Annotated in this window: 18 protein-coding genes; 7 read left to right on the top strand and 11 right to left on the bottom strand. The window is 61.8% G+C overall.

Features of this window, described 5'->3' with window-relative positions; translation table 11 throughout:
* Window positions 1-17: 17 nt before the first annotated feature.
* The 4 genes from CHC01_RS28520 to CHC01_RS28505 all read left to right on the top strand — a co-directional run bounded on the left by CHC01_RS28520 (window position 18) and on the right by CHC01_RS28505 (window position 4,216).
* A complete protein-coding gene (locus tag CHC01_RS28520) occupies window positions 18-917 on the top strand; it encodes an EamA family transporter (protein WP_089267713.1) in 900 nt (299 codons plus the stop codon).
* A 91-nt stretch (window positions 918-1,008) separates the two neighbouring features.
* Entirely contained in the window at window positions 1,009-1,770 is a 762-nt protein-coding gene (locus CHC01_RS28515) for a thermonuclease family protein (RefSeq protein ID WP_176454735.1), read from the top strand.
* 119 nt (window positions 1,771-1,889) lie between these two features.
* A complete protein-coding gene (locus tag CHC01_RS28510) occupies window positions 1,890-2,840 on the top strand; it encodes an AAA family ATPase (RefSeq protein WP_089267847.1) in 951 nt (316 codons plus the stop codon).
* 2 nt (window positions 2,841-2,842) lie between these two features.
* A complete protein-coding gene (locus tag CHC01_RS28505; protein ID WP_089267711.1) occupies window positions 2,843-4,216 on the top strand; it encodes a vWA domain-containing protein in 1,374 nt (457 codons plus the stop codon).
* A gap of 9 nt (window positions 4,217-4,225) precedes the next feature.
* Here the strand turns inward: CHC01_RS28505 and CHC01_RS28500 are convergent, their stop codons facing one another.
* Complete coding sequence (locus tag CHC01_RS28500) at window positions 4,226-5,968, bottom strand: cytochrome c biogenesis protein DipZ (RefSeq protein WP_089267846.1); 1,743 nt, start codon at window positions 5,966-5,968, stop codon at window positions 4,226-4,228.
* Between the two features lie 114 nt (window positions 5,969-6,082).
* Window positions 6,083-6,505 carry an organic hydroperoxide resistance protein gene (locus tag CHC01_RS28495; protein ID WP_089267710.1) on the bottom strand — a complete coding sequence of 141 codons (423 nt, stop codon included), beginning with the start codon at window positions 6,503-6,505 and terminating at the stop codon, window positions 6,083-6,085.
* 150 nt (window positions 6,506-6,655) lie between these two features.
* Here CHC01_RS28495 and CHC01_RS28490 point away from each other — a divergent pair, with 150 nt between their 5' ends.
* The 3 genes from CHC01_RS28490 (at window position 6,656) to CHC01_RS28480 (ending at window position 10,089) form a co-directional block, all read left to right on the top strand.
* The gene (locus CHC01_RS28490; protein ID WP_089267709.1) at window positions 6,656-7,126 is read left to right on the top strand and encodes a MarR family winged helix-turn-helix transcriptional regulator; all 471 of its coding nucleotides are present in this window, start codon (window positions 6,656-6,658) and stop codon (window positions 7,124-7,126) included.
* Between the two features lie 93 nt (window positions 7,127-7,219).
* Window positions 7,220-8,431: an amidohydrolase family protein gene (locus CHC01_RS28485; RefSeq protein ID WP_089267708.1), complete on the top strand. Its 1,212-nt coding sequence runs from the start codon at window positions 7,220-7,222 to the stop codon at window positions 8,429-8,431.
* 68 nt (window positions 8,432-8,499) lie between these two features.
* Complete coding sequence (locus CHC01_RS28480; RefSeq protein ID WP_089267707.1) at window positions 8,500-10,089, top strand: gamma-glutamyltransferase family protein; 1,590 nt, start codon at window positions 8,500-8,502, stop codon at window positions 10,087-10,089.
* On the opposite strand, the gene CHC01_RS28475 is transcribed toward CHC01_RS28480, so the two are convergent.
* From CHC01_RS28475 to grxC, 9 genes are all read right to left on the bottom strand, one after another.
* Window positions 10,090-11,682: a class I adenylate-forming enzyme family protein gene (locus CHC01_RS28475; RefSeq protein ID WP_089267706.1), complete on the bottom strand. Its 1,593-nt coding sequence runs from the start codon at window positions 11,680-11,682 to the stop codon at window positions 10,090-10,092.
* A 144-nt stretch (window positions 11,683-11,826) separates the two neighbouring features.
* On the bottom strand, window positions 11,827-12,747 hold the full coding sequence (gene dmeF, locus CHC01_RS28470; RefSeq protein ID WP_089267705.1) for a CDF family Co(II)/Ni(II) efflux transporter DmeF: 921 nt from the start codon (window positions 12,745-12,747) through the stop codon (window positions 11,827-11,829).
* 11 nt (window positions 12,748-12,758) lie between these two features.
* The gene (locus tag CHC01_RS28465) at window positions 12,759-13,034 is read right to left on the bottom strand and encodes a metal/formaldehyde-sensitive transcriptional repressor (RefSeq protein ID WP_089267704.1); all 276 of its coding nucleotides are present in this window, start codon (window positions 13,032-13,034) and stop codon (window positions 12,759-12,761) included.
* 97 nt (window positions 13,035-13,131) lie between these two features.
* Window positions 13,132-14,667: a SpoVR family protein gene (locus CHC01_RS28460; protein ID WP_089267703.1), complete on the bottom strand. Its 1,536-nt coding sequence runs from the start codon at window positions 14,665-14,667 to the stop codon at window positions 13,132-13,134.
* On the bottom strand, window positions 14,664-15,935 hold the full coding sequence (locus CHC01_RS28455; protein WP_170849644.1) for a YeaH/YhbH family protein: 1,272 nt from the start codon (window positions 15,933-15,935) through the stop codon (window positions 14,664-14,666). Before CHC01_RS28455 ends, CHC01_RS28460 begins: the two co-directional genes overlap by 4 nt.
* Window positions 15,936-15,960: 25 nt before the next feature.
* A complete protein-coding gene (locus CHC01_RS28450) occupies window positions 15,961-17,904 on the bottom strand; it encodes a PrkA family serine protein kinase (protein WP_089267701.1) in 1,944 nt (647 codons plus the stop codon).
* A 352-nt stretch (window positions 17,905-18,256) separates the two neighbouring features.
* A complete protein-coding gene (locus CHC01_RS28445; protein ID WP_089267700.1) occupies window positions 18,257-18,715 on the bottom strand; it encodes a DUF1178 family protein in 459 nt (152 codons plus the stop codon).
* Window positions 18,712-19,611, bottom strand: a complete 900-nt coding sequence (locus CHC01_RS28440) for a carbon-nitrogen hydrolase family protein (RefSeq protein WP_089267699.1) — start codon at window positions 19,609-19,611, stop codon at window positions 18,712-18,714. Before CHC01_RS28440 ends, CHC01_RS28445 begins: the two co-directional genes overlap by 4 nt.
* Complete coding sequence (gene grxC, locus CHC01_RS28435; RefSeq protein WP_068729362.1) at window positions 19,608-19,883, bottom strand: glutaredoxin 3; 276 nt, start codon at window positions 19,881-19,883, stop codon at window positions 19,608-19,610. Before grxC ends, CHC01_RS28440 begins: the two co-directional genes overlap by 4 nt.
* Window positions 19,884-19,892: the final 9 nt, after the last annotated feature.

The following is a 19,892-nucleotide window of genomic DNA, read 5'->3' as shown; positions in this document are numbered from 1 at the left end:
GCGGACCATCCTGCCTCATGTTCACCATTGCCTCGCTTTGGATCCCCTTCACTATCATCGCCTCGCTGGGGCAGGTGGCGCGCAATGCCATGCAGCGCTCGCTCACCGGACCGCTCGGTACCTGGGGCGCCACCAACATCCGTTTTCTGTTCGGCTTCCCGTTTTCGATCGTCTTTTTCGTGGTGATCATCCTGGCGACGGGCGACAAGGTGCCGTGGCCATCAGCCGAATTCTGGCCGTGGCTGCTACTCGGCGCGCTGAGCCAGATATTTGCGACGGGGCTCATGCTGGCAGCGATGAACGATCGCTCCTTTGTGGTGACTACGGCCTATCTCAAGACCGAGGCGATCCAGACCGCGATTTTCGGTTTTGTCTTTCTCGGCGATCAGTTGACGGTGCTGAAGGTCGCGGCGATCCTGATTGCCACCATCGGAGTCGTCGTCACGGCGCTGCGGCCCGGTGCCACGCGCAACATCGCCAGCATCCGGCCGACCGTCCTCGGACTGGTCGCGGCGGCGGCTTTCGCACTGTCGGCCGTCGGTTTTCGCGGTGCCATCATCACGGTGCCCGGTGTCAGCTTCGTCACGGCGGCATCCTATGCGCTGGTCTGGGCGCTGTTCGTGCAGACCTTGATCCTGACCATCTATCTGCTGGCCCGTGCACCCAAGGTGCTGAGCGACATCCTCGGCTTGTGGAAGCCATCGATGCTGGCCGGCTTCATGGGCGCAGCCGCCTCGCAATTCTGGTTCCTGGCCTTTGCACTTACGGCCGCCGCCAACGTGCGGACGCTGGCGCTGGTCGAGGTGCTGTTCGCGCAGGCTGTCGCCTATTATTCGTTCAAGCAGCCCCTTTCGGCACGCGAATTGTCGGGGATTGCGCTGATTGTCGTCGGCGTAGCGATGCTGATTGCGGTGTGACGGCGCAGTGCGCGTGATGTCTCTTTCGTGGGCGCGCCTGCTGCGATAGGACTGATCGCAGTCCTCCCGTGCCGATCCCGAGACCAGATTGATGCGCATCCTGTCCCTGCTCTTCCTGCTGCTTGTCGCCAACCCGGCCTCGGCGGTCGAAGCCATCGTCAAGGACGGCGACACCATCCAGATCGGCAATGTCGCCTACAAGCTCGCCGGCCTGGACGCACCGGAGGTGGATCAGCCCTGTGTCGATGAGCATGCCGACAACTGGGCCTGCGGCGTCGAGGCAAGGGACCAGCTGGTGAAACTGATCGGCAAGCGCGAGGTTCGCTGCGAGGATCTTGGCGAGGACAAGATCTACAAGAACCGCCGCGCCGGTCTCTGCAGTGTCGTTGGCGAGACGGGTAGCCTCAATCAGGCGGTGATCCGATCAGGCTATGCGGTGAGCATCGAACCGTCGGACAAGGCAAGCGCCAAAACCAGCTTCAGGCCAGATGAGACGGCTGCCAAGGACAAGCGCCAGGGTCTGTGGCGCGGGTGCTTCGTGACACCTGCGGAGTTCCGCAGCAAGACCGCCGAGAGCCCATTGCTCGGCTCGGCCTGTCGGAGCGACAAGGACAAGGAGTTGCGCGCGGCGCTATTTCCCGCCGATCTCGCGATGCCGGCGGGCTGCAATATCCGGGCGAAACAGGTCCGCCGCGCCAAGTTTACCGGCCATGTCGGTGTCTATCTCATCCCCCAGTGCCAGAATTATGCGACCCAGCCGAAACCGGACCGCTGGTTCTGCAGCGAGGATGACGCCCGCGCCGCGGGTTACCGCAAGGCGCTCAACTGTCAGGCCCCCAGTCGCCGCAACTGAGCGATGAGCCGGTGGCGCTGGACGCCGCCGGCTGAACCACGTAGCAAATCAGGACGCCGGAATGAGCCGGGCGAGCACGCCACAGCTTATTCCAGTATGCGAAATCCGGAGTGAAGCGCGTGGCCGAGAGCACCAGTTCGTCAGCATCGATCGAAGCCGTTGAGCGCAGCCTGGCTTCCGCCGGCTATATCGCCAGCCGGCAGATCGCTACCGCCGTCTATCTCGCCGAGAAAATCGAGAAGCCGATCCTGGTCGAAGGTCCCGCCGGTGTGGGCAAGACCGAACTTGCCAAGGCGATCGCTGCCTCGCGTGGTCTCGAGATGATCCGCATGCAGTGTTACGAGGGCCTCGACGAGGCCAAGGCACTGTATGAGTGGAAATATGCCAAGCAGCTGCTCTACACCCAGATCCTGAAGGACAAGCTCGGCGAAGTGCTGGGCGGCGCCGATACGCTCGCCAAGGCGCTCGACCAGCTGCACGATTTCGGCGACGTGTTCTTCTCCAAGGAGTTCGTCGAGCCGCGCCCGTTGCTGCGCGCGCTGGAACAGCCGATGGGCTGCGTGCTTCTCATCGACGAGATCGACAAGTCCGACGCCGAATTCGAATCGCTGCTGCTCGAAATCCTGTCCGACTTCCAGGTCACGATCCCCGAACTTGGCACCGTCGTAGCCATCGTACCGCCGACCGTGATCCTGACCTCGAACGGCGAACGTGATCTTGGCGATGCGTTGAAGCGCCGCTGTCTGCATCTGCATATCGGCTTTCCCGAGCCCAAGCTCGAAGAGCGCATCGTCGAAACCCGCGTGCCCGGTGTTTCCGCGACACTTCGCAAGCAGCTTGTCGGTTTCGTCAATCAGGTTCGCACGCTGGACCTGAAGAAGCTGCCGTCGGTCAGCGAGACCATCGACTGGGCCAAGGTGCTCGTGCTGCTCGGTGCGTCCGAACTCGGCCACGAGATGGTCAAGGATACGCTCAACGTGCTGCTGAAATACGAAGGCGATATCGAAGCGACACTGTCGCAGGTCTCGGGTTTCGTTGCCAAGGCCGACCGGCAGGGCGTGTTCGGTTAGCCATGCGCGATACGCTGCATCGGTTCTTTCGAGCGGCGCGCGGCGCCGGTGTCAGGATTTCGCCTGCCGAAAGTATCGATGCGATGCGTGCCGCCGCCGAAGTGGGCCCCGCCGATCGCGCCATCCTGCGCGATGCGCTGCTGCTGACCATGGCGAAGTCCGGCGAGGAGAAGGCGGCGCTCGCTGCCTGTTTCGATGCGTTCTTCACCCATCCTGATTTCGACGCGCCGTCCGCGGCAAATGACGACGACGAGACTGGCGAGGGGGCAAGCGAGAGCGGGACCGACGCTGCGGCAGGCACCCCGTCGGCACAGGATTCGACCGAACTCGGTTCGCTCGCGCAGATGCTGCTGTCGCAGGACCGCGCGGCGATTGCTGCAGCCCTGTCGAATGCTTCGAATGCCGCCGGCCTGACCGACATTCGTGTCTTCACCCAGCGGGGGCTGTTTGCCAGTCGGGTGCTCGAGCAGCTCGGGATCGCACAACTGCGCGACGACATCGACGCGCTCGCGACCCGCAATCCAGCAGATGCGGAACGGCTTGCAACGGCGCTTGGCAGCCTGCGCGAGACCGTCAGCGAAATGGTCGCGCAGGCGCTGCTGCTCTATGGCCGGGAGGAGAAAGAGGCGTTGCGCAATGAGATACTGCGCAATGCGCCGATGGCGCGGCTGGAACAGCGGCAGATCGCGCAGATGCGCGTTCTGATCCGGCAGATCGCGCGGCGGCTGCGCGAGCGCTTCAGCAAGCCGCGCAAGCGCCAGCGCCGCGGCCATCTCGACGTCCGCCGCACCATCCGCCGAAATGCTGCATGGGGTGGCGTGCCGTTCATGACGGCATGGAAGCGCCGTCACCGTGACAAGCCGAAGATTGTGGCGATCTGCGACGTCTCGGGTTCCGTGGCGCAGGTCTCCGACTTCTTCCTGTTGCTGATCCACAGCCTGCATGAAGTGGTGTCCGATGTGCGCTCCTTCGCTTTTTCCGGCAACTTGATCGAAGTCAGTGAAGTCCTGGAGAAGAACAAGCCTGAAGAGGCGATGAAGCAGATCATGTTGTCGGTTGGCTACGGCTCGTCCGACTATGGTCGCTCCTTCGTCGATTTCGAGAAGGGTTTCATGAGTGCGATCACGGCGCAGACCACGGTCATTGTGCTCGGCGATGCCCGCAGCAACAATCTCGATCCGCGCGCCGACATCCTGCGCCGTATCGGCGAGCGCTCGAAGCGGCTGGTCTGGCTCAATCCGGAAGGACGGATGGGCTGGGGCTTCGGCGATTCCGAAATGCCGCGCTACGCGACCTTCTGCAATGTCGTGCGCCAATGCGCGACGGCGCAGCAACTCGAGCGCGCCGTCGCCGATATCGTGGCAACCTATCAATAGCTGCCGCCATCAGCCGAAGGTGAAGGCATAGGCCCGCACGCCCGGATCGAGGAATTCGATTCCGAATGTGCGGTCGGTCACATCGCCAACTTGCCGCAGCAATTGATACAGTTTGGCATCCGTCACGGTGCCATCTCCCTCGGCATCGGTATCGGTGCCGTGGCTGGCGCCGGGTGCTGCGCCATTGATGGTGACGCGGAAGCGCACCGGCTTGCCGTCCGGCGATGGCCCAAGAACCAGATGCAGGTCGCGGGCGTGGAAACGATAGGCGATGCGCCCAGACGCCTCATTGAGCTGCGCATATTCGCGGCCGATGGTCCATGTGCCGCCCAGCGTCCAGCGGTTCAGTGGTAGCATGTCGATGCCGCGATAGACGCTCGGCACGTCTTCCCGTGCGCCGCCGGGCGAGGTGAAGCCGGTGGCCTGCGTATAGCCGAGATAGGTTTCCGACGACCGGAGTTGGACTTCGTCCGCCGCAACCTGCGTGCCTTCGGCTGTCACCGTTGCAGCGTCGTCGGTTGGCTTGTGGCCGGCCTCGGCGAGCAATTGCTGGATCACCTTTTCCGACGTCGCATAGTTGCCCTCGCCGATTGCCTGATGACGGATGCGACCATCAGCACCGACGAAGTAGAGGGCAGGCCAAGCATTGTTGCTGAAGGCGCGCCAGATCCGGAAGTCGTTGTCGATCGCGACGGGATAGCCGACGCCAAGCTTCGTCGTTGCGGTGCTGACATTGCCGACGTTCTTCTCGAAGGCGAATTCCGGCGTGTGCACGCCGATCACGACGAGGCCCTGATCGCGATACTTCTCGGCCCAGGCACGCACATGCGGCAGCACGCGCAGGCAGTTGATGCAGGAATAGGTCCAGAAATTCACCAGCACGACCTTGCCCTGCAGGTCTTCAGCCTTCAGCGGCGACGTGTTGAGCCATTGCCTGCTGCCCATGATCGATGCGAGCGGACCAGACAGTGATGCATGGGGTGTGGCATTGCCGATGGACGTTCCGGCCTGCGCGGCTGGTGCGGGCTGGAGCGTGTCGATCAGCTTGCTTTCAAACGCCGTCGTTGACGGCAGTGATAGTTGCGTCAGCAGGCGCGTATCCAGCCCGACCCAGATCGCGATGGCGCCGAGCACTACCGCGCCACCCAGCGCGCGACGCACGCCGTCGCTCCATGGCATCAGCTCGCGCGCCTTGACGAGCAAACGTCCGCCCAGCAGCATGCCGGCGGCAAGTGATGTGGCCGCACCAAGACCATAGGCAAGCAACAGCAACACGGTGTCGATTCCCGGCCCGTGCAGTGCCGCGCCGGTGAGGATCAGGCCCAGCACCGGTCCGGCACAGGGTGCCCAGACGAGGCCCGTCGCTATGCCGAGCAGCAGCGAAGCGACCGGTGTGCGGTTTGCGTTTGCATCATTCTGGCCGGCCCAGTCGGACAACTTCACACCGAGTAGTACTAGCGGCGCCATCAGCCGCGTGGCCAGAGTCGGCAACAGCAGTGCCAGGCCGAATAGCGTCATTGCGATGAGGGCGATGGTTCTGCCATAGCGATTTGCCTCGATCGCCCAGTTGCCGGCGACAGAGGCGAGACTGGCGGCCACCGCGAAAGTCAGTGTGAGGCCGATCAGCAAGGGCAATCCGCTGCGGCGAAACGGCTGGTCCGCGCGGGCGAGAATGATCGGCAGGATTGGGAAGATGCAGGGCGATGCGATGGTGAGCAGGCCGGCGGTATAAGCGAGGATGAAGAGCGTCACGGTGATCTCCAGAAAACGCACGAGTGAAATCGGCGGGTCACCAAGGCGGGCGCCGTTATCGGAGCGATGATCCGCGGACCGTGGGCGGTCCGCGGAGGAATTGTGAGAGACGGGCTAAATCAGGTTGATCGCGACATTGATGTTGCCGCGCGTTGCCTTGGAGTAAGGGCAGATCTGATGCGCGGCATCGACCACCTGGCGAGCGACGTCCGGTGCGAGGCCGGGCAGGCTGACATTGAGGCGGGCCTGCAGGAAGAAATCACCACCGGTGGTGCCGAGATCGACTTCGGTGTCGACGGCGACGTTGGCCGGCAGCTTGACCTTCAGATTGCTGGCGGCGCGCCCCATGGCGCCGATGAAACAGGCCGACCAGCCGGCCGCGAACATCTGCTCGGGATTGGTGCCGGCGCCGGCCGAGCCCGGAGGCGACAGCTTGACCTCGAGCCGGCCGTCAGAGCTGCGCGACGCGCCATCGCGGCCGCCGGTGGTGTGGGTCTGGGCGGTATAGAGAACCTTTTCAATGGTGGTCGTGGTCATGATCGTAGCTCCTATTTATATCGTACACGATTTAATCGAGTGCGGTATAAATAACGGCTCCGATCCTTCTGTCAACTCTTCCGATTTAATCGCATCCGATATATATGGATGCGACAGGTCACGTTCTCGTGTCCTGACGGGAGTGCGAACATGTCATCAAGCAAGCTAAAATCGGTCAAATCCGAGCAGGCCGGGCCGAAACTGTCGGATTTCCTTTGCTTTTCGATCTACTCGGCCAATCTGGCTTATGGCCGGGCCTACAAGCCGATCCTCGAAAAGCTCGGTCTGACCTATACCCAGTACATCGCCATCGTGGCGCTGTGGGAGGAGGACGGGCAGACGGTGGGCAGTCTCGGCGAAAAGCTGTTTCTGGAGTCGAACACGCTGACGCCGATCCTGAAGAAGCTGGAGGTCATGGGCTATCTGCGCCGGCAGCGCGATCCCGGGGATGAACGGCAGGTGGTGATCAGCCTGACCGACGAAGGCCGGCGGTTGCGCGAGAAGGGCCTGACCATGAATCTCGTCAAAGCGTCGGGGCTCGAGCCGGACGAGTTCAAGAAAATGCAGCAGGGCGTCGCCACGCTGCGCGATAACCTGATCAAGGCTGCGCGCGAAAGCTGATCCGCACATCGGCCATGCAGTGGCCGGCATGCGGATGCATGCTGCGCCGTCCTCCTGTAACCTCACGGCAGAAGATCAGTCCGAGAGGTTGGCGTGAGCGACATCGACAAAATTTTTACGCGGGCGAAATTCGCCGACGGTAGCTTCAACACGATTGCCGTCAGCGGCGGCCATATCATCTCGGTCACATCCGGTAGTAATCCCGCACCGACAACCGCAGAGACCGTCGATCTCGGCGGCACGCTTGTGATCCCGTCCTTCGTCGAAGGTCACATCCATCTCGACACCAGTTTCTACGGCGACGTCTGGCGGCCGCATGTGCCGTATTCGAACGGCTTCAACGTACAGGAACGTGTCGCCATCCAGGCAGACAACATGGCCAAGGCCACGCCGATGGCTGAGCGGGCGCGGAACCAGCTGGAGCTTTGCCTCGGCCACGGCAGCACGCGGATGCGCAGCCATGTGATGGTCGACGGTTCGGTCGGTCTCAAATCGCTGGAGACCATCCTCGCCGTGCGCGAGGCGCATCGCGACGTCATCGACATCCAGCTTGTCGCCTTCCCGCAAAGCGGCATCCTGCGCAGTCCGGGCACGCCGGATCTGCTCGATGCGGCTTTCGATCTCGGCGCGAACGTGATCGGCGGCCTCGATCCCGGTGGCTTCGACCGCGATGTCGAGAAACATCTCGATGTCGTGTTCGGCATCGCCGAGCGCCGCGGCGTTGATGTCGATATCCATCTGCACGATCCCTCGATGCTCGGCATTTTCGAGATAGAACAGATTTGCTCGCGCACGCAGGCGCTGGGCATGCAGGGCCACGTCGCCGTCAGCCACGCTTATTCGCTCGGCGATGTCGCTCCTGATGTCGTGCAGCGAACAGCCGAGTTGCTGGCAGCGAGCGGCGTCGCCATCATGACCAATGCGCCGGGTGCGCGGCCGTTTCCACCGGTGAAGCTGTTGCGCGCTGCCGGCGTCACGGTGTTCGGCGGCTGCGACAACATCCGCGACTCGTGGTGGCCCTATGGCGACGGCGACATGCTCGGCCGGGCCATGATGATCGGCTATCGCTCTGGCTTCAACACCGACGAAGATCTGATGCTGGCCTTCGACATCGTCACGGTCGGTGGTGCGAAAGCGCTGCGGCTGGAAGATCACGGCCTCCGCGTCGGCGCCAAGGCCGACTTCGTCGCCATCGATGCACCGCACGTGCCGCAGGCCGTGGTCGATCTGCCAAGGCGCCGCGCGGTCTACAAGAACGGCCGACTGGTTGCGCGGGACGGCGAGATTGTCGCCCGAAAAGCTTGAATCATCGGCTGGACGCGTTACGACTGCGCCAAACAAAGCTGGCATGCCACGAGTTCTGGAGACGACGAATGCTTGAAACACCGCGCGCGCGACGGGGCATGGTTACCTCGCCGCATCACTTGGCGTCGCAGGCCGGTCTCGATGTGCTCAAGGACGGCGGGACCGCTGTGGAAGCGGCGATCGCCGTAGCGGCGGCGCTCGCAGTGGTCTATCCGCACATGACCGGCATCGGCGGCGACGGCTTTTGGCTGATCGCCGAGCCCGGTAAGGCGCCGATCACGGTGGATGCCTGCGGTCGCGCCGGCGCAGCGGTGGACCTTGCTTACTATGCGTCGAAGGGCGCTTCGGCGATTCCGTTCCGCGGACCGCTCGCTGCCAACACCGTCGCCGGGACCGTGTCCGGCTGGCAGAAGGCGCTGGATGTTTCGAAGCATTGGCAGAAGCCGCTGTCGCGCGAACGCCTGCTCGACAGCGCAATCTATTATGCCGAGAACGGCATCGTCGTCACGCGCAGCCAATCCGAACTGACGTCTGAGAAATTCGCGGAGCTGAAGGACCAGCCGAATTTCGCCGGGACTTTCATGCCGAACGGGCAGGCGCCGGCCGAAGGCGATATCATGAAACTGCCGGCGCTCGGCGCGACGCTGAAGCGTCTGGCCGTCGAGGGCTTCGAGAGTTTCTACAACGGCAAGCTGGCCGACACGATCGCCGCTGACCTCGCCAGGGTCGCATCGCCCGTCACCGCGGCCGATCTGCAGAACCATCAAGCCAGCGAACGTCCGCCGCTATCGACCACCGTGCGCGGCGCGCAGCTGTTCAACATGGCGCCGCCGACGCAGGGCCTGTCGTCGCTGATGATCCTCGCGATGTTCGATCGCCTTGGTGTCACCCAGGCCGAAGGTTTCGATCACATCCACGGTCTGATCGAGGCCACCAAGCAGGCCTTCATCGTGCGTGACGAGCATGTCGGCGATCCCGATCACATGACGGTGGATCCGGCGTCATTCCTCGACGATGCGAAGCTTGACGAACTGGCGCGCCATATCGATCGCAAGATTGCGCTGCCGTGGCCGCATGTGCGCAAGCCCGGCGATACCATCTGGCTCGGCGTCATCGACGAACAGGGCCGTTCGGTGTCGTTCATCCAGTCGGTCTATTTCGAGTTCGGCTCCGGCGTCGTGCTGCCGGAAACCGGCATCTGCTGGCAAAATCGCGGCGCCTCGTTCCGTCTGCAGGAGAGCGGCTGGAATGCGCTGAAGCCGAACCGCAAGCCCTTCCACACGCTCAATCCGGCGATGGCGATCTTCGATGACGGTCGCCGCATGGTTTATGGCAATATGGGCGGCGAGGGGCAGCCACAGACGCAGTCTGCGGTGTTCTCGCGCTACGGCATGTTCGGCATGCCGCTACAGCAGGCGGTGACGGCGCCGCGCTGGCTGCTCGGCAAGACCTGGGGCGACGAGAGCGTCACGCTGAAGGTCGAGGATCGCTTCGATCCCGCGTTGATCGAGCAGCTTCGGGATGCCGGTCACGTGGTCGAGGTGCTTGGCAGCTATACCGGTACCATGGGCCATGCCGGCGCCATCGTGCTGCACGCCAACGGCGTGCTCGAAGGGGCGACCGATCCGCGCTCGGATGGTGCTGTCGCCGCTTGGTGATCAGCTCGCCATCATCTTGCGTAGCTCGGTCTTGAGGATCTTGCCGTTAGCGTTGCGCGGCAATGGCTCCTTCAGGAAGGTGATGGTGTCCGGCACCTTGTAATCGGACAGCCGCTCCGCACAGTATTTGCGGATGTCGGCCTCGTTGCCGCCATCGGGGCTATAGATGAAGGCGTGTACGCGTTCGCCCAGCACTGGATCCGGCTTGCCCACCACTGCGCTTTCGACGATGGCGGGATGATGTGACATCACGTTTTCGACCTCGGTGCAGTAGATCTTGAAGCCGGCGCGATTGATCATGTCCTTCTTGCGGTCGACCACATAGACATAGCCGTCCGCATCCATGCGGCCGATATCGCCGGAGCGCCAATAGCCGCCGACGAAGCCGGTGCGCGTCGCATCCGGGTTGTCCCAATAGCCCGGCACGACCATAGCGCCGGCAATCAGCAATTCGCCGTCCTGGCCGGCCGGCACCTCGTGGCCGTCATCATCAGCAACCACGATATGCGCGCCGGTTACCGGGCGTCCGGCCGAATTGATCTTGCTGATGGGCGAGCCGGGCGGAAACATCGTCGCGGGTGAGGTGGTTTCGGTCGAGCCATAGGCATTGCAGAGATTGAGCTTCGGCAGCACCTGCGCAAGGCGCGTGATGGTCGCTTCCGGCATCGGCGCCCCGCCGAAGCCGGCGATGCGCCAGGCCGTGAGGTCGTGGGTCTCGAAGTCCGGCTGCAGCAGGCAGAGATTGTACATCGCGGGCACCATTAGTGTGTAGGTCATGCGCTCGCGTGCCGCGACAGCGAGAAACTCCGGTGCCTTGAAGGTCGGCAGGATCACCGTCGTTCCGGCGACATTGATGGTCGCAAGGATCAATGCCACAAGCCCGGTGACATGCGATGCTGGCACCGCCAGCATGGTGACGTCACCGTCGTGCAGGCCATAGCCATGCTGGAAGTTGAGCAGCGAATGGATGATGCTCGCATGGGTGAGCATCGCGCCTTTCGGGTTGCCAGTGGTGCCTGACGTATAGAGCAGAAAAGCGGTGTCTTCCTGATGGAGTTCGGGAAGCGCAGCGGCAGGCGCATCTTTCGTCAGCTCCGCAAACGATGGCGCACGGCCGCTGCCGACCACCCACTGATTACGCAAGTTCGCACGTGGTGCGGGCAGGTTGGCCTCGCAGTCGGCGTCATAGACGAGCGCTGAAGCCCCACACTGCTGCAACACATGGTCGATCTCGGGGGCGCGTTGCCGCGTATTGAGCGGGACGACGATCATGCCGGCGCGGACGGCGCCGAGCGCGCAGAAGATGAATTCCAGGCAGTTGCCGAGCAGCATCGCGATGCGTTCGCCCCTTTTGAAGCTGGAGGCGATCAGATTGCGAGCGATATTCTCCGCGACGCGGTCGAGCTCCGCATAGGTGACGCGTCTTTCGCCGAGCACCAGCGCAACGCCATCGGGCTTCCGCGCGACTGCGGCGCGCAGCATGGCGTCGAGGGTCGGCGGGCGATCGGAGAAACAGGTGACGACGCGTTCGCCGTAGAGAACTTCATGGCGGGTGGCCGGCGTTGAGGTGTCCGGCGCGATCTGTCCTTGCATGTCCGTCCCAGACGTTTTTTGCGCGCCGCAATCGGCACGCCCCGCCATTTGGCTGGCGATGATGACGTCAGGTTAATCAGCCAAGCGGCGAATGCCAACCCGCTTCGCCGCATGGCTCGTAACGCGGAAGATGTGCGTCCGGCGCTAGCGCGCTTCCACAGTCACGTGCTGCAATTCATGCACGGCCGTGAGGCGCTGCCGCACCGTCTCTGTGCTCGCTCCGCCGGCAAAGCCGACGATCGCAGCATGCGCACTGGGGCCGACGCGCCAGACGTGGAGGTCGAAGATGCGGGCGTCGCCGGGGCGCTCGACCTCATCGCGGATTTCCTGTTCCAGATGCGGATCTGACGTGTCGAGCAACACGGCCGCCGTATCGTGCAGCAGATTCCACGCCCAGACGGCGATGACGATGCCGCCGACAATACCCATCACAGGATCTAGCCACACCCAGCCAAGATAGCGGCCGGCTATCAGCGCGACGATAGCTAGCACCGAGGTCAGCGCATCGGCCAGCACATGCATGAAGGCGGAGCGCATGTTGTTGTCGCGATGATGTGCGCCGTGGTGATGGTCGTGGTCGTGATGATCGTGGCCATGGTGATGATGCCCACCGCTCAGCAGAAACGCGCTGGCGATATTCACGATTAAACCGATGACGGCGATCACCGTGGCTTCGCCGAAAGCGACTGCGGACGGATTGAATAGCCGCTGCACGGATTCGACGGCGATGCCGAGGGCGATGATCGCCAGCACCAACGCGGAGGCAAAGCCGGCGAGATCGCCGACCTTACCTGTGCCGAAAGTAAAGCGGCGGTTATGTGCGTTGCGGCGTGCATAAGCATAGGCGCCCGCAGCAATGGCGAGCGCCACGGCATGGGTCGCCATGTGGAAGCCGTCAGCCAGCAGCGCCATCGAGTTGAAGACTGTGCCCGCAATGATCTCGCCGACCATCATCAGCGCCGTAAGGACGACCACCCACAGTGTGCGGCGGGTGTTCTCGTCATGATTGTCGCCCAGAAACATGTGCTCGTGGGACAGGTGGTCGATGTCGGAGTGGGTGCGCATGCTGCCCGTCCTTATTTCGCGTAGCGCCGGATAGCGGCGACGAGTTCTTCGGCGCCGGCCGCCCGGTCGTCGGCGCTGAGACCGGGATGGGCGACATGCTCGCGGACATGGTCCTCGATCAGTTCATCCATCAGCCCGCTCACGGCGCCGCGCACGCCTGCGACCTGATGCAGAATCGTGGCGCAGCCGGCGTCTTCGGTGATGGCCTTCTCGATGGCGGCCATTTGGCCGGCGAGCCGACGTACCCGGGCGAGCAGCTTGGTCTTGTTAGCGGCGAGATGCGACATAGGATAGTCCCCTACCCTATATTTCCTCCAAACGAAAGCCCCTGCCCGGCGACAAGCCGGGCAGGGGAGTTTGCGGGAGGAAACGGAGAGGGATCGATCAGGCGGCCGCAGCCATCATGCGAGGATGGGCGACATGTTCCTTGAGCACCAGGCCGGAGGCATCGACCTCGGCAAGCGAGACGTCGTAGCTCCAGAGATCGGCGAGATGCTGCAGCACCCGCTTGGCGTCGGGCTCATTAAGCAGGGCGCCATTGAGCACCGAATGCTTCAGCATCAACCGGCGATCGCCGGCGAGGTCGACGTCCACCACTTCGATATTCGCATCGATCAGGCCGACGTCGTACTGACGCGCCAGCACACGTCGGACGCGGCGATAGCCACGCTCGTCATGGATGGCGTCGACGCGGATGCCTTCCGACACCGCGGGATCGTCATGCAGGTGGAACATCCGCATGTGGCGCATCAGTCGTGGGCTCAGGAACTGGCTGACGAAGCTCTCGTCGCGGTAGTTGGCCCAGATATCGCGCAGCACCGCCATTGCGTCGCCTTTGCCGGCGATATCGGGAAACCACGCGCGGTCTTCGTCGGTCGGATCGGTAACGATTTTTTCGATGTCCTGCATCATTGCGAAGCCGAGCGCATAGGGGTTGAAGCCCGAGAAGCGCCGGTCATCGTAATTCGGCTGGAACACGACATTGGTGTGCGACTGCAGGAATTCCAGGAAGTTGCCGTCCGAGATCTGTCCGGTCTGATGCAGCCGGCTCATGATGCGATAGTGCACGTAAGTGGCCGTGCCTTCGTTCATCACCTTGGTCTGACCTTGCGGGTAGAAGTATTGCGAGATGTGCCGAACGATGCGGATGAGTTCGCGCTGCCAGATCTTCAGGCGCGGTGCGGATTTCTCCAGAAAGTACAGCAGGTTTTCCTGCGGCAGGCCGAGCAGAGCGCGTCGTCGCTCCGCGCTGAGCAGTGAGGCACTCTTTGTACGCCCCGTCGGCACCGTGCGCCATAGATCGTTGAACGAGGTTTCTTCGTGATTGCGGCGTTCTTTGGCGCGCTTTTCCTCGGCTCGCAAATCGAGTGATTTCTTACCGGGATAGCGATCGACGCCGTGCGACATCAACGCATGAGCGGCGTCGAGCGTCTGCTCCACCGCTGCGCGGCCATGCTTTTCCTCGCACTGCGCCACGTAGCCCTTGGCAAAATCGAGATAGTCGAGAATGCCGTCGGCGTCGGTCCACTGCTTGAACAAATAATTGTTCTTGAAGAAGTGATTATGGCCGAAAGCGGCGTGGGCGATTACCAGCGTCTGCATCGTCGCCGTGTTTTCCTCCATCAGGTAGGAAATGCATGGCGACGAGTTAATGACGATCTCATAGGCTAAACCCATCAGGCCCTTGCGATACGACGCTTCCTGATGGGCGAATTGTTTGCCGAACGACCAGTGCTTGTAATACAGCGGCATGCCTACGGACGAGTAAGCGTCCAGCATCTGTTCGGCGGTGATGACCTCGATCTGGTTCGGGTAGACGTTGAGGCCGAGCTCCTTTTCGGCAATCTCCTCGCAGGCATCGTGGATGCGCTGCAATGTGGTGAAGTCCCAGTCTGCGCCTTCGTAGAGACGGTCTGTCATGGAGCCACCCTCTCCTTGGCCTGGCGACGTTGAAACAGGTCGTGGAACACCGGAAAGATCTCGCTGCGGTCGTTGACCTTGCGCATCGACAGCGGTGCACCTTCCGCGCGCAGCCGCTGATACAGCGTCCACAGTGAGGATTCCGACATTTCGAATGGGTGGCTGCCGCTCTCGCCCACTTCCAGATAGGCGAAGAACTGCGTCACCGGCAGGATCATGTCCTTGAGCAGGCGACCGGAGAGATCCCCGTCGGCATAGGAGTTGTCGCCGTCCGAGGCCTGTGCGGCATAGATATTCCAGTCGGCGGGGCGATAGCGTGACTGCACGATCTCATGCATGGCCTGCAGTGCGCTGGAAACCAGCGTGCCGCCCGACGCGGGGCCGTGGAAGAAGGTTTGCTCGTCGACTTCCTCGGCACGGTCGGTGTGACGGATGAAGACGATTTCGACCTTGCGATAGCGACGCGTCAGGAAGACATAGAGCAGCATGTAGAACCGCTTGGCGAGATCCTTCATGTGCTCGGACATCGAGCCGGAGACGTCCATCAGGCAGAACATCACCGCCTGCGCCACCGGCTTCGGCACGTTCTCGAAGCGGCGATAGCGGATGTCGATGGGATCGATGAACGGAATCCGCCGCATCTTGGATTTCAGCCGCGTGATCTCTGCCAGCAATTCGGGGCGGCGCTCGTCACTGCAATGCTCCAGTTCAGCTTCCAACTGTGCAATGGCCTCGGGTCGCGGTCGCTGCAGTGCAACCCGTCGTGCCATGGCCAAGCGTACGGTGCGGCTGACCGAGATATTGGCAGGCGAACCGGACGTCGTATATCCGGCGCGGCGCAGGCCTTCGTTTTCGACTTCGGCCAGCTTGCGCTTGGAAAGATCCGGCAGTTCCAGGTCGTCGAGGAAAATGTCAACGAACTCCTCCCGGCTGAGCACAAACCGGAATGCATCCTCGCCGTCGCCTTCACCGGCATCGTTCGATCTGCCGCTCTTCGATTGCGGCCGCTGAAGGTAATCACCTTCCACGAATTTCACGTTGCCGGGCAACACCCGGTCGCGAATGCCGCCTTCGCGATAAAAGCGGGGCTCGTTCATCCCGTCGAGCGGGATGGACACTTCGCCACCTTCCAGGACGTCTTTGATGTCGCGGTCCTGGGAGGCTTTCTTGACGGCTCCCTGAACCAGAGCTTTCGCGCGTCGCAAGAACCGCTGGCGGTTCTCAAGACTCTTGCTGCTCGGGTTCAGGCGTCTATCGACGATATGCATGGCCACGTTATGTTGGCTCCTTGCGTCAGCCGGCCTGTTTCACGCGCATATACCATTCGACGAGACGGCGAACCTGGCGCTCGGTGTAACCGCGAACGATCATCCGCGCGACGAAGTCGTCATGCTTTTTCTCGGTCTCGCCGTCCTTCTTCGATCCGAAGGAGATCACCGGAAGCAGATCTTCAACTTGAGAGAAGATGCGCTTTTCGATGACTTCCCTGATCTTCTCATAACTCGTCCAGGTCGGATTCTTTCCACCGTTCTGTGCTCGCGAGCGAAGCGAGAACTTCACGACTTCGTTGCGGAAGTCCTTGGGGTTGGCGATTCCGGCCGGCTTTTCGATCTTGCTCAGCTCCTGATTGAGCAATTCGCGATCGAGCAATTGTCCGGTGTCAGGATCCTTGAAGTCCTGATCCTCGATCCAGGCATCGGCATAGTCGACGTAACGATCGAATAGGTTCTGGCCGTAGTCCGAATAGGATTCCAGATACGCTTTCTGGATTTCGTGACCGATGAACTCCGCATAACGCGGCACCAGCTCGGCCTTGATGAATTCGAGATAGCGTTTTTCGACTTCATCAGGCATCTGCTCCCTGCGGATTGCCTGCTCCAGCGTATACATCAGGTGTACGGGATCCGCCCCAATCTCCGACGTGTCGTGATTGTAGGTTGCGGCCAGAACTTTGAACGCGAAGCGAGTCGAGGCACCGTCCATGCCTTCATCAACACCGGCGGCGTCCTTGTATTCCTGAACGCTGCGGGCCTTCGGATCCGACTCTTTCAGGCTTTCGCCGTCATAGACCCGCATCTTGGCGAAGGTGGTCGAGTTTTCGTGCTTGCGCAGCCGCGACATCACGGAGAAGCGTGCCAGGGTTTCCAACGTCGCCGGTGCGCAAGGTGCGGTGGCGAGTTCGGAGCCCTGAATGAGCTTCTCGTAGATCTTCTGTTCTTCGGTGACGCGCAGGCAGTACGGCACCTTGATGACGCAGATGCGATCGATGAAGGCTTCGTTGTTCTTGTTGGCCTTGAAGCTCTGCCACTCGGACTCGTTGGAGTGAGCGAGAATCACGCCGGTGAACGGAATTGCGCCGATGTTTTCGGTGCCGATATAGTTGCCTTCCTGCGTCGCCGTCAGCAGCGGATGCAGCATCTTGATTGGCGCCTTGAACATTTCGACGAATTCAAGCACGCCCTGATTGGCGCGGTTGAGGCCACCGGAATAGCTGTAGGCGTCGGGATCGTTTTGGGCGAAGATTTCGAGTTTGCGGATATCCACCTTGCCGACCAGCGAGGAGATGTCCTGGTTGTTCTCGTCACCGGGTTCGGTCTTGGCGATGGCGATCTGGCGCAATCGCGACGGCTGGATGCGGGCGACACGGAATTGCGAGATGTCGCCGCCGAAAGCTTCGAGCCGCTTGTAGCACCACGGACTCATGAGGCCCGTAAGCCGCCGGCGCGGAATGCCGTATTTCTCTTCGATCATCGGGCCGAGCGTGTCGGGATCAAACAGGCTGAGCGGGCTTTCATAAACCGGAGAGAGTTCGTCGCCAGCTTTCAGCACATAGATGGGATGGACTTCCATCAAGGCCTTGAGGCGCTCGGCAAGCGATGATTTGCCGCCGCCGACCGGGCCGAGCAGATAGAGAATCTGCTTGCGCTCTTCGAGGCCCTGCGCCGCATGTCGGAAGAAGGCGACGATGCGTTCGATCGTATCTTCCATGCCGTGAAAGCCGGCAAAGGCTGGATAGCTACGGATGGTACGATTCAAAAAAATACGGCCAAGGCGTGGATCCTTGGCCGTGTCTATCATTTGAGGCTCGCCGATCGCCGCCAGTAGGCGTTCCGCCGCGTTCGCATATCGCATCGGGTCCCCTCTGCAGGATTCCAGATACTCGGACATCGACATGTCCGTCTCACTTCGGGCTTCGTAACTTCTAGCGAACGCATTGAACAGAGAATCGTTGTACATGATCCCTCTCTCCTTGCTGGTCGGCCGTCCTGTTGGTCGCGATGCTCCTAAGGTGGTAACGGAACGCGTCTTTCCGATCGCGACTCAACATCAGCACTATAGCCTTCAGGACACATCCAGGTCCGAAATCGCGCAATGCGATCTGAGTGCAGCGCGCGACTCATATTCAGGCACTTGCTTATAAGTTAGGCGAGTTTTGCCATGTCTCAAGGGCTAACAAAGCGATTGTGCACGCCTGTGACTCGAACGCCACAAAGTTGCCGTATGTGGGAAGCTTTCGGAATCATGTACCGACGGCGCAGTTTGGATGAGTCGAAACGCGCACAAGAATGCTGGTGAGCGGAGGTTGCGCTCAGTTCCGATCGCTGGGCAGGACAGGCAGCGGAGTCACCTCGATACCTTCATCGATCAGCGACCGTGCTTCATCCGGCGTCGCTTCGCCGTAGATCGGACGATGTTCGATGTCGCCATAATGCATCTTGCGAGCTTCGGTCGGGAAGCTTTCACCGACATTGTCCGCGTTTTTGGTAACGTGATCGCGCAGTTCTTTCAGCTTGGCGCGCAGTTCGGCTTCCTGCGGCGCCATCATCAGCGGGGCTGTGGTCTCGGAACCGGCGTCAGGGGCGGGTGCCGGGCGATTCTTGCTCTTGCCCACGATACGCGGGGCCATAATGGCCTTTTCGACCTTCACCGATCCGCAATTCGGGCAATTCACCAGCTTGCGCTTCACCTGGGAGTCATAGGCGCCGGAACTCTGGAACCAGCTTTCGAAAGCATGGCCCTTCTCGCAGCGTAGGTCGTAACGGATCATGTCGCTTGCCGGACAAGGTGCAGATAGTCTGGGCCCGATTTGGGATCGCTGACGCTGAAACGGCGGCCGTGCTGCAGGGACGGCACGGTCTTGCGCGCTTCCGTCACCTTCGCAGGATCGATCTTGGCCAGAATGAAGCCCGGCTCGACGCCCGTCGCTTCGGCCAGAACCACGCCCCATGGGTCGATAATCAGCGAGTGTCCATATGTCGCACGCTTGTTCTCATGCACGCCGCCCTGGGCTGCCGCAAAGACGAAGCAGCCGGTCTCGATGGCGCGGGCGCGCAGCAGCGTGTGCCAATGAGCTTCGCCGGTCTTCTGGGTGAACGCCGAGGGCACGGTGAGGAAAGACGCGCCGCTTTCGGCCAATGCGCGATAAAGCGCCGGGAAGCGGACGTCGTAGCAGATGGTCAGACCGATGCGGCCCCAGGGGAGATCCGAGATGACGGCGGTCTCGCCCGGCTGATAATTCGCGGATTCGCGATAGCTCTCTCCGTTCGGCAGGTCGATGTCGAACATGTGGATCTTGTCGTAGCTCGCCAAGACATTGCCGTCCGGTCCAATCAGGAACGAGCGATTGGCGGCGCGTTCCGGGTTGGCCAGCACGGCCAGCGATCCGATATGCAGGTAGATCTTCAACTCCGCGGCGAGCGCGCGATAGGCCTTCAGCGAGAGGTCGTCTTCTTCCGGGCGCAGATGTTCGAACAGCGCCGTGCGATTGAGCTGCATCATGTTGCTCACTTCCGGCGTGAGCACATAGTCAGCGCTGGCGAGCACGGCTTCGCGGATCAGGTGCCGGCCCTGTTCGAGGCTCGCCTCCGGCAGCAGGCCGGTGCGCATCTGCACCATGGCGGCGGTGAAGGTCTGGGGCTCGGACGTTGGGGATGTCTGGCTCATGAGGTGGCCTTCTCGCCTGCGATCATGGCGTCAAATTTGCCTTCGCGGTCCAATGCATAGAGATCGTCACAGCCGCCGATCAGGGTGCCATCGATGAAGATCTGCGGGAAGGTGGCGCCTGGATAGGTGCGGTCGAACATTTCCTGCCGCAGCTTCGGATCGGTCGCAGTGTCGAAATGGGTGAATGCAGCTTTCTTGCGCTGGAGCAGCGAGATCGCGGCGCTGCAATAGCCGCAGCCGGGGCGGGTGTAGATTTCAATCGCGGCGGCCATCGGGTGCTC

It is taken from the genome of Tardiphaga sp. OK246 (genome assembly GCF_900188215.1).
Lineage (GTDB): Bacteria > Pseudomonadota > Alphaproteobacteria > Rhizobiales > Xanthobacteraceae > Tardiphaga > Tardiphaga robiniae.
Note: the sequence above shows the minus strand (reverse complement) of the source record. Positions and strands in the feature narration are given on the sequence as shown.

Excerpts from the sequence above, each read along its gene's own strand:
- CHC01_RS28520 (WP_089267713.1), top strand. The coding sequence starts at position 18 with ATGTTCACCATTGCCTCGCTTTGGATCCCCTTCACTATCATCGCCTCG.
- CHC01_RS28515 (WP_176454735.1), top strand. The coding sequence starts at position 1,009 with ATGCGCATCCTGTCCCTGCTCTTCCTGCTGCTTGTCGCCAACCCGGCC.
- CHC01_RS28505 (WP_089267711.1), top strand. The coding sequence starts at position 2,843 with ATGCGCGATACGCTGCATCGGTTCTTTCGAGCGGCGCGCGGCGCCGGT.
- CHC01_RS28495 (WP_089267710.1), bottom strand. The coding sequence starts at position 6,505 with ATGACCACGACCACCATTGAAAAGGTTCTCTATACCGCCCAGACCCAC.
- CHC01_RS28490 (WP_089267709.1), top strand. The coding sequence starts at position 6,656 with ATGTCATCAAGCAAGCTAAAATCGGTCAAATCCGAGCAGGCCGGGCCG.
- CHC01_RS28480 (WP_089267707.1), top strand. The coding sequence starts at position 8,500 with ATGCTTGAAACACCGCGCGCGCGACGGGGCATGGTTACCTCGCCGCAT.
- CHC01_RS28475 (WP_089267706.1), bottom strand. The coding sequence starts at position 11,682 with ATGCAAGGACAGATCGCGCCGGACACCTCAACGCCGGCCACCCGCCAT.
- dmeF (WP_089267705.1), bottom strand. The coding sequence starts at position 12,747 with ATGCGCACCCACTCCGACATCGACCACCTGTCCCACGAGCACATGTTT.
- CHC01_RS28465 (WP_089267704.1), bottom strand. The coding sequence starts at position 13,034 with ATGTCGCATCTCGCCGCTAACAAGACCAAGCTGCTCGCCCGGGTACGT.
- CHC01_RS28460 (WP_089267703.1), bottom strand. The coding sequence starts at position 14,667 with ATGACAGACCGTCTCTACGAAGGCGCAGACTGGGACTTCACCACATTG.
- CHC01_RS28455 (WP_170849644.1), bottom strand. The coding sequence starts at position 15,935 with ATGCATATCGTCGATAGACGCCTGAACCCGAGCAGCAAGAGTCTTGAG.
- CHC01_RS28450 (WP_089267701.1), bottom strand. The coding sequence starts at position 17,904 with ATGTACAACGATTCTCTGTTCAATGCGTTCGCTAGAAGTTACGAAGCC.
- CHC01_RS28445 (WP_089267700.1), bottom strand. The coding sequence starts at position 18,715 with ATGATCCGTTACGACCTACGCTGCGAGAAGGGCCATGCTTTCGAAAGC.
- CHC01_RS28440 (WP_089267699.1), bottom strand. The coding sequence starts at position 19,611 with ATGAGCCAGACATCCCCAACGTCCGAGCCCCAGACCTTCACCGCCGCC.
- grxC (WP_068729362.1), bottom strand. The coding sequence starts at position 19,883 with ATGGCCGCCGCGATTGAAATCTACACCCGCCCCGGCTGCGGCTATTGC.